The organism is Streptomyces sp. NPDC050619 (assembly GCF_040654815.1).
In the GTDB taxonomy this organism is placed as follows: domain Bacteria; phylum Actinomycetota; class Actinomycetes; order Streptomycetales; family Streptomycetaceae; genus Streptomyces.
Window position 1 is genome coordinate 162,328 of the sequence record NZ_JBFAIR010000017.1, and the last position, 14,539, is coordinate 176,866.

Consider the following 14,539-nt stretch of genomic DNA (forward strand, 5'->3'; position numbering starts at 1 on the left):
CGATTTCCGGGATCGCTGCACCGTGATTCCAACGCGTCCCGCTCGGGCCGAGTTCATGGCCGGTTCCGTTTCGGCGCTCGCGTTTGGCCGGTTCGTATCGGCCGTTCATATGGAGGCCGCTTGCCGGTTCTCCACACGCATGGGAATCGCGGGGCCGCAGGGGCTCCGTGGAGAGACGCATCGCGGGGTCCTTCGGGGCTGTGCGCGGTGCGGCGAAGGGGGATGGAGACCGTGGCCGCAGCCGTCACACATGATCCGCCGCACGCCGCCGGAGGGCGGCAGGGCAAGCCGTTGATCCTCACGGAGGACGCCGGACTGCTCGACGACCTGCTGCGCCTGTGCGCGGCGGCCGGCGCGACACCCGAGGTTCATCACGGGGTGCCGGAGCACAGAGGCAGCTGGGAGTCCGCGCCGCTCGTCCTGGTCGGCGACGATGCCGCACGGCGGGTGCGCGGGGCCGCGCGCAGAAGCGGCGTGGTGCTGGTCGGCCGCGACCAGGACGACTCCGGGGTCTGGAGGCGGGCCGTCGAGATCGGCGCCGATCACGTCCTGATGCTTCCCGACGGGGAGCAGTGGCTGGTCGACCGTATCGCCGACGTGGCCGAGGGCGTCGGCCGGCCCGCCCTCACCGTCGGCGTCATCGGCGGCCGGGGCGGGGCCGGAGCGTCCACGCTCGCGTGCGCCCTGGCGGTCACCTCCGCGCGTGAGGGACTGCGCACACTCCTCGTGGACGCCGATCCGCTGGGCGGCGGACTCGACGTACTCCTCGGCGGTGAGAGCGCCGACGGACTGCGCTGGCCCGCGTTCGCCGCCTCGCGTGGGCGGGTCGGCGGCGGCGCCCTGGAGGAGTCGCTGCCCAGGCTGCACTCGCTGCGGGTCCTGAGCTGGGACCGCGGCGACTGCGTCGCCGTCCCGCCCCAGGCCGTCCGGGCGGTGCTCGCCGCGGCCCGCCGCCGGGGCGGCACGGTCGTGGTCGACCTGCCACGCCGTATCGACGACGGGGTCGCCGAGGTCCTCGCACAGCTCGACGTGGGGCTCCTGGTGGTCCCCGCCGAACTACGCGCCGTCGCGGCGGCCGGCCGGGTGGCCGCAGCCGTCGGCATGGTCCTGAGCGACCTCAGGGTGGCGGTACGCGGCCCGTACGCGCCCGGCTTGGACGACCGCGAGGTGGCCCGGCTGCTCGGACTGCCGCTGGCCGGCGAGGTGCCCGTGGAGTCCGCACTGCTGCGGCCGCAGGGGAGCAGGACGCCGCCCGGCGCCTCCGGACGTGGGCCGCTCGCGCGCTTCTGCCGGGAGTTCTGGGAGCGGGCTGTGCTGGAGGCGGGGGCCGCATGAGTACGTTTTCCGGGCTTGCCGGGGCCGGCGAGACGGGCGTCGGCGGGGCGGGCGAGCGGCGAACTGTGTCCGGCGGGGCGAGTGAATGGCGAAGGCTGTCCGGCGGGGAGAGCGAGCGGCGAAGGCTGTCCGGCGGAGTGGGCGAGCGGCGAAGGCTGTCCGGTGGCGTGGCGGCCGTGGCGGCGACCGGTGCGGACATGTCGCCGGGGCTGCTCGACGGGGTGCGGCAGTGGCTCGCCGAGAGCGGGGGTGAGCCGACTCCCGCGCGCGTGGCGCAGGCGCTGCGTGAGCAGGGGCGGGTGCTCGGGGACGCGGAAGTTCTGGGCGCCGCCGAGCAGTTGCGCTCCGAGCTGGTCGGCAGCGGGCCGCTGGAGCCGCTGCTCGCCGACCCCTCGGTGACCGACGTACTGGTGTCGGCCCCGGACCGGGTCTGGGTGGACCGCGGTGGCGGCCTGGAGCTGACCGCCGTCTCCTTCCCGGACGCCGCCGCCGTACGACGGCTCGCGCAGCGCCTGGCCGCGGTGGCCGGACGCCGGCTCGACGACGCACGGCCCTGGGCCGACGCCAGGCTGCCCGACGGAACCCGGCTCCACGCGGTGCTGCCCCCGGTCGCCGTCGGCTGCACCTGCCTGTCCCTGCGGGTCGTACGGCCACGGGCGTTCACCCTCGACGAACTGGTGGCGGCGGGCACGGTACCGCCCGGCGGGGACCGGGTGCTGCGGGCGCTGCTGCGCGCGCGGCTCTCTTACCTCATCAGCGGCGGGACGGGCAGCGGTAAGACGACCTTGCTGAGCGCCCTGCTGGGGCTCGTCGGGCCGGACGAGCGCATCGTGCTCGCCGAGGACTCGGCGGAGCTGCGGCCGGAGCATCCGCATGTCGTACGGCTGGAGAGCAGGCCCGCCAACCAGGAGGGCGCGGGACTGGTCACACTCCAGGACCTGGTGCGGCAGGCGCTGCGAATGCGGCCGGACCGGCTGGTCGTGGGCGAGGTGCGGGGGCCCGAAGTGGTCCATCTGCTGGCCGCGCTGAACACCGGCCACGAAGGCGGCTGCGGGACCGTGCACGCGAACGCGGCGGCCGATGTGCCGGCCCGGCTGGAGGCGCTGGGTACGGCGGCCGGGCTCGACCGGGCCGCGCTGCACAGCCAGTTGGCGGCGGCGCTGGCGGTCGTCCTGCATCTCGTCCGCGATCGGAGCGGGCGGCGGCGGATCGCCGAGGTGCATGTGCTGGAACGGGACCCGTCGGGGCTGGTGCGGACGGTGCCGGCGCTGCGGTGGGGCACGGAGGCGTTCGCGTACGAGCGGGGGTGGGAGCGGCTGCGGGGGCTGCTTCGGGACGAACTCTTCGAACAGGGATGCGGTGGTGATGGGGATGGGTGAGATGTCCATGGGCGCGGCGGCGGTGTGCGTGGGAGCCGCCGTCTGGCTGCTCGGCGGGCGGCACTCCGGGGCGCGACGGGCCCAACTGCTGCTCGCGAGCGGCGCAGTGGTGGGGGCCGGGCCGCCCTCGTGGCGGCGACTGGCCGGCGACCTGCGGCGGATCCGGGGGCGGCTGCGGGCCGAGTGGTGGTCGGCGGTCGCCGGGCTGGTGCTCGCGGTGCTGGGCGCCTCGGTGCTGCCGTTCGTCGCGGGACTGGCCGCTGTGCCGTTGCTGCGGCGGGTGCGGCTGGCCGGGGAGGCGAGGCGCGCGCGGGAGCGTCTGGGGGACGCGGTGATCGCGCTGTGCGGGGCACTCGCCGGCGAGGTGCGCGCCGGACGGCAGCCGGGCGAGGCTCTGCTGCGCGCCGCGCACGACTTTGGCGGGCTCGGTGACGCGCAGGCCGCGGTGCTGGCGGCGGCGCGGTTCGGCGGGGACGTACCGGGCGCGCTGGCGACCGCGGCGCGGCAGCCGGGGGCCGACGGGCTGCTGGGCCTCGCGGCGTGCTGGCGGGTGGCCGTGGACCAGGGCGCGGGCCTCGCGGCCGGACTCGACCGGCTCGAAGGGGCGTTGCGCGCCGAGCGGGACCAACGGGCCGACCTGCGCGCCCAGTTGTCCGGTGCTCGCTCCACCGCGGCGATGCTCGCCGGACTGCCCGTCCTCGGGCTCCTCCTCGGCACCGCTCTCGGCGCGGACCCCTTGCACGTACTGCTGCACACGGGGGCCGGGCTCGGCTGCCTGCTGATCGGCGGCGTGCTGGAGGGGCTCGGGATGTGGTGGGCGCTGCGGATCGTGCGGGGAGCGGAGGCGGCGTGAGTGCGGAAGTTGTCCACAGGCTGGGGGTTGTTGTGGGGGCGGTGCTCGTCCTCGGTTGCTTGGCCGGGTGGGTGGAGGCGGTGCGGCGCGAGCGGAGGGTGCGGCGGCGGCTGACCACGCTGCTGGCCGCCGTGGGAAAGACCTCCGTCGGCCCGCGCTTCGAAGTGCGGGACATCGCGCGGTGGTGGCTGCCGGTCGTGAGCGTGGCGTGCGGCGTGTGGATTCTGGTCGGCGGTGTCATCGGGGCCGTGGTCGGGCCGGCCGTCGCGGCGGGGCTGTGGCGGTGGCGGCTTCGGCAGGCGGCCTCCGGGGCCGCGCCGGACATCGACGCCCGTGAGGCGGCCCGGCAACTACCGCTCGCCGCCGACCTGCTGGCGGCCTGTATCGCGGCGGGCGCCGGTCCGGTGATCGCGGCGCAGGCCGTGGGCGAGGCACTCGGCGGCACCGTCGGGGAAGCGCTGGCGCGTGGCGCGGCGGAGGTTCGGCTGGGCGGCGAACCGGGCGAGGCCTGGCGAAGGCTCGCCTCGACACCGGGCGCGGGCGCCCTGGCGCGGCTGCTGGAACGGGCCGGCGTCTCCGGACTGCCCGCGGCCGGACCGGTCGCCCGGCTCGCCGCTGACGCCCGCGCCGACTGGATGCGCACCGCGACGGCACGGGCACGGCGAGCGGCCGTGCTGGTCAGCGCGCCGGTCGGGCTGTGCTTCCTGCCCGCGTTCATCACGGTCGGCATCCTGCCCGTCGTGATCGGGCTGGCGGGCGGGGCGCTGGGAGGGGGAGGGGCAGGGGGAGGAGGTGGCGGATGACGGGATGGATACGGGAGTAACCACGACGGCGATTGGCCGGTGACGAGCAGCTAGCAGTCACCGGTAACGAGCGGCTAGAAGTCAACGGCATGAATCCTTACGGGGGTTGAGATGTATCAGGTGTTCAAGCAGGTACGGGCGCGGATGGGTGCCCTGGTGTGCGCGGCGCGTGCGGCGCGGAGGGACGCGGGGATGGTCACCTCCGAGTACGCCATGGGGATCGTCGCGGCGGTGGCCTTCGCGGTGGTCCTCTACAAGGTGGTGACGAGCGGACAGGTCAGCGCGGAGTTGCAGGCCATCGTGAAACGGGCGCTCGATGAGGGGATGTGAGCGGGAGAGGGACGGGGGTTTCGTCACGGCGGAGTCGGCCGTGGTGCTGCCCGTGCTGGTGCTGTTCACGATGGCGTTGGTGTGGGGGCTGCTGGCCGTGGCCGCGCAGATCCAGTGCGTGGACGCGGCGCGGACCGGCGCCCGCGCGGCTGCCCGCCAGGACCCGGTCGACGCGGTCATCGAGGTGGCCCGGCAGACGGCGCCGGGCGGGGCGGACGTCACGGTCAGCCGGGAGGGGGACCAGGTCCGGGTGACGGTCGTGGCGAAGCCTCCGGCACTGCACGGCCTGCCCTTCGAGGTACGGGAGGAGGCCGTGGCGTCGGTGGAGGAGATGGTGGGAGTGGGGAGATGAGCGAGCGTTCTCCGGGGCGGTGGCCCGCGACCGCCTGGCGCTCCGACCGCGGCTCCGCCACCGTCTGGAGTGTCGGTGCGATCGCCGTTCTCTGCGTGGTGTTCGGCCTCGTGCTCGCGCTGGGGCAGGCCGTCGTGGTCCGGCATCGCGCGGCCGGCGGCGCGGATCTGGCGGCCCTCGCGGCGGCGGACCACTGGGCGGAGGGCGGTACGGCGGCCTGCGCCCGGGCGGACCGCGTGGCGCGAGCCCAGGGCACGCGGCTCGTGCGGTGCGTGATCGTGGGCGAGATCTCGGACGTGACGGCGACGTCGGGACGGGGGCCGTTCGCGGCGGAGGTCAGGGCGCGAGCGGGTCCTGCGGGGCCGGTTCCCGCAGAGCCGGTTCCTGAGGGGCAGGTTCCTGGGGGGCTGGTTCTTGGCGGGGTGGCTGGTGGCGGGCCGGTTGCTGAGGGGTTGGCTCGTGAGGGGCAGGTTCCTGGGGGGCTGGTTCTTGGCGGGGTGGCTGGTGGCGGGCCGGTTGCTGAGGGGTTGGCTCGTGAGGGACCGACTCCTGGGGGACAGGTTCCTGACGGGCCGACTCCTGACGGGCTGGCTCGTGACGGGCCGACTCCTGACGGGCTGGCTCGTGACGGGCCGACTCCTGACGGGCTGGCTCGTGACGGGCCGACTCCTGAGGGGCCGACTCCTGACGGGCAGGTTCCTGGCGGGCCGGCTCGTGGCGGGCCGGTTGCTGGCGGGCTGGCTCGTGACGGGCCGACTCCTGACGGACCGGTTCCCTCGACGGCTCCTCCCCGGGAGGCGCACCGGGAGGCGCACCGGGAGTCGCTGCGGAAGGCGCCGCAGGCGGCTCCTCCGGCGCCCCCCGCAACAGCACCGTAAGCAGCCGTACCGCCCCCCTCTTGTGCAGCGGATCGTTGCCGTTGCCGCACTTGGGGGACTGGATGCAGGACGGGCAGCCGGCCTCGCACTCGCAGGAGGCGATGGCCTGGCGGGTGGCGGTCAGCCAGGCGCGGGCGGTGTGGAAGGCGCGCTCCGCGAAGCCCGCGCCCCCGGGGTGGCCGTCGTACACGAAGACCGTCGGCAACAGCGTGTCGGGGTGCAGCGGGATGGAGACGCCGCCGATGTCCCAGCGGTCGCAGGTGGCGAAGAGCGGCAGCATGCCGATCGACGCGTGCTCGGCGGCGTGCAGGGCGCCGCCGAGGATCTCCGGGTTGATCCGGGCGGCGTCCAGCTGGTCCTCGGTGACCGTCCACCACACGGCACGCGTGCGCAGCGTACGAGGAGGGAGGTCGAGTTTCGTCTCGCCCAGTACTTCGCCGGTGATGAGCCGTCGACGCAGGAAGGAGACCACTTGGTTGGTGACCTCGACGGAGCCGTAGCACAGGCGCCCGTCGCCCCAGGGGACCTCGATGTCGGTCTCCAGGACGGAGATCGCGGTCGTGTCCCGGGCGACCGTCGAATACGAGGGACTCGCCTGCTCGACCAGGGCGGCCGAGTCCTGAAGGTCCAGCGAGCGCACCAGGTACGTACGGCCCTGGTGCAGGTGCACCGCGCCCTCGTGCACGGTCGAGTGGGCGGCGCCCTCGTCGACCGTGCCCAGCAGGCGGCCCGTTCCGGCCTCGACGACCTGGATCGGCCGGCCGCCCCCGCCGCGGATGTCGGTGAGGTCGGCGGCCCGCTCCCGGCGGGTCCAGTGCCAGGCCTTCGTACGGCGGCGCAGCAGCTTCGCGGCCTCCAGCTGCGGGAGCAGCTCCTCGCAGGCCGGGCCGAACAGGTCCAGGTCCTCGTCCGTCAACGGCAGTTCGGCGGCCGCCGCGCACAGGTGCGGGGCGAGCACGTACGGGTTGTCGGGGTCGAGGACCGTGGACTCGACGGGCTGGTCGAACAGGGCCTCGGGGTGGTGGACGAGGAAGGTGTCCAGCGGGTCGTCACGGGCGACGAGGATGGCGAGGGCGCCCTGCCCGGACCGTCCGGCGCGGCCCGCCTGCTGCCACAGGGACGCGCGCGTGCCGGGGTAGCCGGCGATCAGTACGGCGTCCAGGCCGGAGACGTCGATGCCGAGTTCGAGCGCGGTCGTCGCGGCGAGGCCGAGGAGTTCGCCGGAGTGGAGGGCCTGTTCGAGGGCGCGGCGCTCCTCGGGGAGGTAGCCGCCGCGGTAGGCCGCGACGCGCCGGGCGAGTGACCGGTCGACCTCGGTGAGGCGCTCCTGGGCGATCACCGAGATCAGCTCGGCGCCGCGCCGGGAGCGTACGAAGGCGACCGTTCGCACGCCCTGGACGGCGAGGTCGGTCAGCAGGTCGGCCGTCTCGGCGGTGGCGGTGCGGCGGACCGGGGCGCCCTTCTCGCCCTGCATCTCGGTGAGCGGGGGCTCCCAGAGGGCGAACACCAGTTCGCCGCGAGGAGAGGCGTCGTCGGCGACCTCCACCACCGGCAGGCCGGTGAGGCGCCGGGCGGCCACCGAGGGCTCCGCGGCGGTCGCGGAGGCCAGCAGGAACACGGGAGAGGCGCCGTAGCGGGCGCAGAGGCGGCGCAGGCGGCGCAGCACCTGGGCGACGTGGGAGCCGAAGACGCCCCGGTAGGTGTGGCACTCGTCGATCACGACGTACTTCAAAGACCGCAGGAAGGAGGACCAGCGGGGGTGTGACGGGAGTATGCCCCGGTGGAGCATGTCGGGGTTGGTCAGGACGTAGTTGGCGTACTGGCGGACCCACTCGCGTTCCTCGAACGGCGTATCGCCGTCGTAGACCGCGGGGCGTAGCGAATTGCCCAGGGGTTGTGAAAGTTCCTTCACAGAACGGCACTGATCCGCCGCGAGAGCCTTCGTGGGGGCGAGGTAAAGGGCGGTGGCGCCGCGGCCGTTCGGGGCCTCCGAGCCGTCCAGCAGCGTCGACAGCACCGGGACGAGGTACGCCAGTGACTTGCCGGACGCCGTTCCGGTGGCCACGACGACCGAGTCGCCGTCCAGGGCGTGCTCGGCCGCGCGTGCCTGATGGGCCCAGGGATGCTCGATTCCGGCGGTCTGCACCGCCGCGATGACCTCGGAGCGGATCCGGTCCGGCCAGACGGCATGGCGACCCTCACGCGGGGGCAAGTGCTCCGTATGAGTGATGCGCGAAGCCCGGCTCGGCCCGGAGGCGAGCCGGTCCAGGACCGCGCCGGGCGAGAGCCGGAAGACGGGGTCCGCCGAGGTTCGATCGGATCGGTGATTCTTGGCCATCGGGACCGAGTGTGTCACTGGCGTGACGGACAATGGGACCAAGGCGTCGTGCACGCCTGCCGTAAGTGATTGAATGCCATCGCGGCTGGCGAACCGTCCTGGGAGCTTCAAGCCGAGGTTTCCCGAGGGGCGACCGCTCGATAGCAAGGTGCTGGAGGATCCGTGGACCTGTCCCTGTCGACCGAGACCATCGGCGATCGCACGATCGTCAGGGTCGGTGGCGAAATCGACGTATATACCGCGCCCAAGCTGCGCGAGCAGCTGGTCGAGCTGGTGAATGACGGCAGTTTCCACCTTGTCGTCGACATGGAGGGCGTGGACTTCCTCGACTCCACCGGTCTCGGCGTGCTGGTCGGCGGACTGAAGCGGGTGCGTGCCCATGAGGGCTCGCTGCGCCTGGTCTGCAACCAGGAGCGCATTCTCAAGATTTTCCGTATCACCGGCCTCACCAAGGTGTTCCCGATCCACACCTCGGTCGAGGAAGCGGTGGCGGCAACCGACTGATCACCGATCCCGGGCGGACGCGGGTCCGCCCGGGACGGCAGAAGTCAACGCGGGGTCCGGGCTCGGCGGCCCGGTCCCCTCACCGCACGCCCGTAGTTCCGAGGGGGATGCATGGCCACCGTTGAACTCCGCTTCAGCGCGCTGCCCGAGCACGTCAGGACCGCCCGACTGGTGGCGGCAGCGGTGGCGCGCAGGGCCGGAGTGGACGAGGCCGTTCTCGACGAGGTCAGGCTCGCTGTCGGCGAGGCCTGCACCCGTGCCGTCGGACTGCACCAGAACGGCGGCATCACGGCGCCGGTGAAGGTGTCGCTCATCGAGGAGGAGAAACAGTTCTCCATCGAGGTCGGCGACGAGGCACCGCGTGCGGCGCCCGGCGACCGGGCTCCCGGTGCCGCGGGCGAAGACCCCGACGCCGAGATGGAGGAGGACGAGATGGGCCTCGCGGTCATCAGCGGGCTCGTCGACGACGTGGAGGTCACCGCCGGCGAACGCGGTGGGCTGATCCGTATGACCTGGCCGACCGCGTCCCCGATCGCGGTGCTTCCCTGACGTCACCGCTACACCCGCATCACCTGGAGGGCCCTGCTGAGCAGGGCCCTCCGGGTTTTTTCCCGGCGGTTTTCCGCGCGCCTCTCGAATTCGTGAAGGAATTCACGATCAATTCGGATCATCCGATCGGCTGAAAATGCTTTCGAGGCGTTACCGGGGTGTTGGCAGATTCCGTTTACCGCGTACTGTTTTGATCAGGAACAGATCTCTAGAATCCGTCCACAATCTTGAGCTCAGCCCAAGCGTCAAGGAGGACGAATGGCGGGGCTTTCTTCCCCAGACCAGATGGATCACTCCACAGCCCTCGCGGCCGCGGTACTGACGGACGGCAACCGAGTCCTGGTGTCGGTCATCGGCGTCGTGGCCCTGGCCGCCCTTGTGGTGGCAGGCGTCCTGGTGCGCCAGGTACTCGCGGCGGGCGAGGGCACCGACAGCATGAAGAAGATCGCGAAGGCGATCCAGGAGGGCGCGAACGCCTACCTGGCCCGGCAGTTGCGCACGCTGGGCGTATTCGCCGTCGTGGTGTTCTTCCTGCTCATGCTGCTGCCCGCGGACGACTGGAATCAGCGCGCGGGCCGATCAGTGTTCTTCTTGATCGGCGCGGCGTTCTCGGCAGCCACCGGTTATATCGGTATGTGGCTCGCCGTACGGAGCAATGTGCGCGTCGCCGCCGCCGCGCGCGAGGCGACTCCGGCGGCGGGCGAGCCGGAAAAGGATCTCACCGCCGTCTCGCACAAAGCCATGAAGATCGCTTTCCGCACGGGCGGCGTCGTCGGCATGTTCACGGTGGGGCTCGGTCTGCTGGGCGCCTCCTGCGTGGTGCTGGTGTACGCGGCCGACGCGCCGAAGGTCCTGGAGGGCTTCGGTCTCGGCGCGGCGCTCATCGCGATGTTCATGCGGGTCGGCGGCGGCATCTTCACCAAGGCCGCCGACGTCGGCGCCGACCTGGTCGGCAAGGTCGAGAAGGGCATTCCGGAGGACGATCCGCGCAATGCCGCGACCATCGCCGACAACGTGGGCGACAACGTCGGCGACTGCGCGGGCATGGCGGCCGACCTCTTCGAGTCGTACGCCGTGACGCTGGTCGCCGCGCTGATCCTCGGCAAGGCGGCCTTCGGCGACGCCGGACTCGCGTTCCCGCTGCTCGTCCCCGCGATCGGCGTGATCACGGCGATGATCGGCATCTTCGCCGTGGCCCCGCGCCGCGCCGACCGCAGCGGCATGTCCGCGATCAACCGCGGGTTCTTCATCTCCGCGGTGATCTCGCTCGTACTGGTGGCGGTGGCGGTCTTCGTCTACCTGCCCGGAAAGTACTCCAACCTCGAGGGCGTCACCGACGCCTCGATCCTGGACAAGGGCGGCGACCCGCGGATCCTCGCGGTCGTCGCGGTGGCCATCGGTATCGTGCTAGCCGCCCTGATCCAGCAGTTGACCGGCTACTTCACCGAGACGACCCGCCGACCGGTACGGGACATCGGCAAGACCTCGCTGACCGGCCCGGCCACCGTCGTCCTCGCCGGCATCTCGATCGGGCTCGAATCGGCCGTCTACACCGCTTTGTTGATCGGCCTCGGCGTGTACGGGGCGTTCCTGCTCGGCGGTACGTCGATCATGCTGGCGCTGTTCGCGGTGGCGCTGGCCGGCACGGGCCTGCTCACCACGGTCGGTGTGATCGTCGCCATGGACACCTTCGGGCCGGTCTCCGACAACGCGCAGGGCATCGCCGAGATGTCCGGCGACGTCACAGGCGCGGGCGCCCAGGTGCTCACCAACCTGGACGCGGTCGGCAACACCACCAAGGCCATCACCAAGGGCATCGCCATCGCCACCGCCGTCCTCGCGGCTTCAGCGCTCTTCGGGTCGTACCGGGACGCGATCACGACCGGAGCGCAGGACGTCGGCGAGAAACTCACCGGGCCTGATGCGCCGTTGACCCTGATCATGGACATCTCGCAGCCCAACAACCTCGTCGGTCTCATCGCGGGCGCGGCGGTCGTGTTCCTGTTCTCGGGGCTCGCGATCAACGCCGTGTCGCGGTCGGCGGGTTCCGTGGTGTACGAGGTGCGGCGGCAGTTCCGTGAGCATCCCGGGATCATGGACTACAGCGAGGAGCCGGAGTACGGCAAGGTCGTGGACATCTGCACCAGGGATGCCCTGCGCGAGCTCGCCACGCCCGGGCTGCTCGCCGTGTTGTCGCCCATCTTCATCGGGTTCACGCTCGGTGTCGGCGCCCTCGGCGCGTTCCTGGCCGGTGCGATCGGCGCCGGCACGCTGATGGCCGTGTTCCTCGCCAACTCCGGTGGTGCGTGGGACAACGCGAAGAAACTCGTCGAGGACGGCCACCACGGCGGCAAGGGCAGCGAAGCCCACGCCGCCACGGTGATCGGCGACACGGTCGGCGACCCCTTCAAGGACACCGCCGGTCCCGCGATCAACCCCCTGCTGAAGGTGATGAACCTGGTGGCGCTGCTCATCGCGCCCGCGGTCATCAAGTTCAGTTACGGCGACGACGAGAACATCGGCGTACGGATCGTGATCGCGATCCTGGCGTTCCTGGTGATCGCGGGCGCGGTCTACGTCTCCAAGCGGCGCGGGATCGCCGTGGGTGACGAAGACAACGCGGAGCAGTCGTCCAAGCCCGTGGATCCGGCGGTGGTCTCGTAGGCGGCTTCACGGGGCCCAGCTCAAGGAGCGGGCGGGCGGCGCGAATTGACGTGCCGCCCGCCCGCTCCCCGCATGTTCACGCCCTCGCCGTGAGCCTTCTCTCTCCGGTGCAAATCGCCATAATGAGGGTCTTCATGGACGTCCGGCCTGCGAGTGTCACCCACTTGGCGTGTATGTTCCGGGGCCGGGAGCCATGGAAGGGACCAATCCGGTGAACAAGAAGCTCGCGGCCGCACTGTCCGGCGGTGCGGTACTGGTAATGGCGCTGTCGGCATGCAGCAGCGACGACGGCAACGAGAAGCTGGATGCCTGGGCGAAGCAGGTCTGCGACGCGGTGCCGGCGCAGAACACGAAGATCACGGCTGCCTACGCCGCGATCACGAAGGCGGCCAAGGACACCACCAGCACGCCGGAGAACCTGCAGAAGACCGACTCCCAGGCCTTCCAGGACCTGGCTGACGGCTACAAGGCGCGCGCGACCGTCCTCACCGAGGCCGGCGCACCCCCGGACATCGAGGACGGCGCGAAGAAGCAGCAGGACGCCGTCAAGAAGCTCACCGCCCTGTCCGCGTCGTACGCCGACCTGAAGAAGCAGATCGACGCGCTCAGCACGAAGGACCAGGGGAAGTTCGCGTCCGGGCTGGACGACATCTCGACCGAGATGGAAAAGGTGGAGCAGCAGCGCAAGACCGCGTTCGACTCCCTGAAGCAGCTCGAGAAGGGCGATGCCAAGCAGGCGCTGACCAAGCAGACGGGTTGCCAGAAGGCGTCCGCCTCGGCCCCGGCCACCGACAGCTGAGTCACCTCGCGGCGGGCCGCGGGCCACAATGGGGGCGTGAGTAACTCCAGCCCGTCCCCCCTGCCCGCCTCCGACCGCCCCGACGTCACCGCCCGACTGCGGGACGCCCTGCTCGGGGCCTCCTTCACCGCCGACGGACTGCTCGAACTGCTGGGCGCCCCCGCGTACGCGGCGCTCGCCCGCAGCGAGACCGTGCCGGCACTCCGGGCGACACGCGGCGACACGCCGCTGGAGATGCTCGTACGGCTGTTCCTGTTGCAGCAGCCCGTGCCGCACGCGCGCGTGGAGGGCGTTCTGCCCGTCGCCGCGTGCCTGGAGAGCGGGTGGCTGGTCCCGGTCGGCTCGGACTCCGGCTCCGTTGGCGACGAGGTCGCCGCGACCGTGGACGTACGGCCGTACGGCGGGCCCGGCGGCGAGGACTGGTTCATCGTGTCCGACCTGGGGTGCGCGGTCGGCGGGGCGGGCGGCATCGGCAGCCGGGACGAGGGCGTCGTCCTCGGGGTCGGTGGTGCCTCCACGACCCTGGCCGGTATCGCCGTCCGCATGCCCGTCTCCGCCGCCCTCGACCTTGGCACCGGCTCCGGGATCCAGGCGCTGCACGCGGTCCAGCACGCCACGCGCGTGACGGCGACCGACGTCAACCCGCGCGCGCTGCACATCACCGCGCTCACGCTCGCCCTGTCCGGTGCCCCGGCCGCCGATCTGCGGGAGGGCTCGCTGTTCGAGCCGGTCCGGGACGACGAGACGTTCGACCTGATCGTGTCCAACCCGCCCTTCGTGATCTCTCCGGGCGCCCGGCTGACGTACCGCGACGGCGGAATGGGCGGGGACGATCTGTGCCGCACGCTCGTTCAGCAGGCGGGGGAGCGGCTGCGTGAGGGCGGGTTCGCGCAGTTCCTCGCCAACTGGCAGCACCTGGAAGGGGAGGACTGGCAGGACAGGCTCAGGTCGTGGGTGCCGCGCGGGTGCGACGCGTGGATCGTGCAGCGCGAGGTGCAGGACGTCACGCAGTACGCCGAGTTGTGGCTCAGGGACGCCGGTGACCACCAGGGTGACCCGGCCGAGTACCAGGCGCGGTACGACGCGTGGCTGGACGAGTTCGAGGCGCGCAAGGTGCGGGCCGTCGGCTTCGGCTGGATCACGCTGCGGAAGACGGGTACCGCGGTGCCCTCCGTCACCGTGGAGGAGTGGCCGCATCCGGTCGAACAGCCGCTCGGCGATACGGTCCGGGCACACTTCGACCGCCTCGACTACCTACGGGAGCACGACGACGCGGCCCTGCTCGCGGCGCATTTCAAGCTCGCCGCCGAGATCGTCCAGGAGCAGGTCGGACTGCCCGGCGCCGAGGACCCGGAGCACGTGGTGCTGCGTCAGAACCGCGGCATGCGCCGGGCCACCAAGGTGGACACGGTCGGCGCGGGCTTCGCGGGCGTGTGCGACGGCACGCTGAGCGCGGGCCGCATCCTGGACGCCATCGCCCAACTGGTGGGCGAGGACCCGGTGTTGCTGCGCGACCGGACGCCCGCGCAGATCCGGCTGCTGGTGGAGCAGGGGTTCATCGAGCCGGCGTGATGCCGGTGGACGGTCATGGCTCTCTTCGCGGGCCATGGGTGGTCATCACGAGGAATCTTGGCTGGGGACTTTCTTGTGTTCCTTCGCCCCAGGCGTTGCGCGGCCGCGTCGTCCCCGCGTTCACCCGGGGTTCGTCTGTCCGCCTCCCGTGCGTGTCAGCCTCCACAGACTGGACACTCGCAG

At 72.2% G+C, this 14,539-nt stretch carries 12 protein-coding genes and 1 pseudogene; 12 read left to right on the plus strand and 1 reads right to left on the minus strand.

Annotated features, from left to right (window positions below; translation table 11 throughout):
• Positions 1 to 222 precede the first annotated feature (222 nt).
• The 7 genes and pseudogenes from ssd to AB0I77_RS27355 all read left to right on the plus strand — a co-directional run.
• Positions 223 to 1,335 (plus strand): septum site-determining protein Ssd, encoded by a 1,113-nt coding sequence (gene ssd, locus AB0I77_RS27325; RefSeq protein WP_363285334.1) that lies wholly within the window; start codon positions 223 to 225, stop codon positions 1,333 to 1,335.
• A 197-nt stretch (positions 1,336 to 1,532) separates the two neighbouring features.
• On the plus strand, positions 1,533 to 2,714 hold the full coding sequence (locus AB0I77_RS27330) for a TadA family conjugal transfer-associated ATPase (protein ID WP_363285384.1): 1,182 nt from the start codon (positions 1,533 to 1,535) through the stop codon (positions 2,712 to 2,714).
• Positions 2,707 to 3,567, plus strand: a complete 861-nt coding sequence (locus AB0I77_RS27335; protein ID WP_363285335.1) for a type II secretion system F family protein — start codon at positions 2,707 to 2,709, stop codon at positions 3,565 to 3,567. The genes AB0I77_RS27330 and AB0I77_RS27335 overlap by 8 nt, the downstream gene beginning before the upstream one ends.
• Complete coding sequence (locus tag AB0I77_RS27340; protein ID WP_363285336.1) at positions 3,564 to 4,370, plus strand: type II secretion system F family protein; 807 nt, start codon at positions 3,564 to 3,566, stop codon at positions 4,368 to 4,370. Before AB0I77_RS27335 ends, AB0I77_RS27340 begins: the two co-directional genes overlap by 4 nt.
• Positions 4,371 to 4,490: 120 nt before the next feature.
• Entirely contained in the window at positions 4,491 to 4,700 is a 210-nt protein-coding gene (locus AB0I77_RS27345; RefSeq protein WP_363285385.1) for a DUF4244 domain-containing protein, read from the plus strand.
• A complete protein-coding gene (locus tag AB0I77_RS27350; protein WP_363285337.1) occupies positions 4,687 to 5,052 on the plus strand; it encodes a TadE family type IV pilus minor pilin in 366 nt (121 codons plus the stop codon). Before AB0I77_RS27345 ends, AB0I77_RS27350 begins: the two co-directional genes overlap by 14 nt.
• Positions 5,049 to 5,417, plus strand: a pseudogene (locus AB0I77_RS27355) (Rv3654c family TadE-like protein); the annotation flags it as partial. The gene AB0I77_RS27350 and the pseudogene AB0I77_RS27355, both read left to right, overlap by 4 nt.
• Here AB0I77_RS27355 and AB0I77_RS27360 read toward each other — a convergent pair.
• The gene (locus AB0I77_RS27360; protein WP_363285338.1) at positions 5,389 to 8,268 is read right to left on the minus strand and encodes a DEAD/DEAH box helicase; all 2,880 of its coding nucleotides are present in this window, start codon (positions 8,266 to 8,268) and stop codon (positions 5,389 to 5,391) included. The pseudogene AB0I77_RS27355 and the gene AB0I77_RS27360 overlap by 29 nt on opposite strands.
• A 162-nt stretch (positions 8,269 to 8,430) precedes the next feature.
• On the opposite strand from AB0I77_RS27360, the gene bldG reads away from it, so the two are divergent.
• The 5 genes from bldG (at position 8,431) to AB0I77_RS27385 (ending at position 14,356) form a co-directional block, all read left to right on the plus strand.
• Positions 8,431 to 8,772: an anti-sigma factor antagonist BldG gene (gene bldG / locus AB0I77_RS27365; protein ID WP_024885807.1), complete on the plus strand. Its 342-nt coding sequence runs from the start codon at positions 8,431 to 8,433 to the stop codon at positions 8,770 to 8,772.
• Positions 8,773 to 8,883: 111 nt separating this feature from the next.
• Entirely contained in the window at positions 8,884 to 9,321 is a 438-nt protein-coding gene (locus tag AB0I77_RS27370; RefSeq protein ID WP_363285339.1) for an ATP-binding protein, read from the plus strand.
• A 258-nt stretch (positions 9,322 to 9,579) separates the two neighbouring features.
• Entirely contained in the window at positions 9,580 to 11,985 is a 2,406-nt protein-coding gene (locus AB0I77_RS27375) for a sodium-translocating pyrophosphatase (RefSeq protein WP_363285340.1), read from the plus strand.
• Between the two features lie 193 nt (positions 11,986 to 12,178).
• Entirely contained in the window at positions 12,179 to 12,784 is a 606-nt protein-coding gene (locus AB0I77_RS27380) for a small secreted protein (RefSeq protein WP_363285341.1), read from the plus strand.
• Positions 12,785 to 12,820: 36 nt separating this feature from the next.
• Positions 12,821 to 14,356 carry a class I SAM-dependent methyltransferase gene (locus tag AB0I77_RS27385; RefSeq protein ID WP_363285342.1) on the plus strand — a complete coding sequence of 512 codons (1,536 nt, stop codon included), beginning with the start codon at positions 12,821 to 12,823 and terminating at the stop codon, positions 14,354 to 14,356.
• Positions 14,357 to 14,539: the final 183 nt, after the last annotated feature.

Bases quoted from the DNA above. Each gene is read 5' to 3' on its own strand.
- AB0I77_RS27360 (WP_363285338.1), bottom strand. From the start codon at position 8,268: ATGGCCAAGAATCACCGATCCGATCGAACCTCGGCGGACCCCGTCTTC.
- AB0I77_RS27380 (WP_363285341.1), top strand. From the start codon at position 12,179: ATGGAAGGGACCAATCCGGTGAACAAGAAGCTCGCGGCCGCACTGTCC.
- ssd (WP_363285334.1), top strand. From the start codon at position 223: ATGGAGACCGTGGCCGCAGCCGTCACACATGATCCGCCGCACGCCGCC.
- AB0I77_RS27375 (WP_363285340.1), top strand. From the start codon at position 9,580: ATGGCGGGGCTTTCTTCCCCAGACCAGATGGATCACTCCACAGCCCTC.
- AB0I77_RS27350 (WP_363285337.1), top strand. From the start codon at position 4,687: ATGAGGGGATGTGAGCGGGAGAGGGACGGGGGTTTCGTCACGGCGGAG.
- AB0I77_RS27330 (WP_363285384.1), top strand. From the start codon at position 1,533: ATGTCGCCGGGGCTGCTCGACGGGGTGCGGCAGTGGCTCGCCGAGAGC.
- AB0I77_RS27370 (WP_363285339.1), top strand. From the start codon at position 8,884: ATGGCCACCGTTGAACTCCGCTTCAGCGCGCTGCCCGAGCACGTCAGG.
- AB0I77_RS27335 (WP_363285335.1), top strand. From the start codon at position 2,707: ATGGGTGAGATGTCCATGGGCGCGGCGGCGGTGTGCGTGGGAGCCGCC.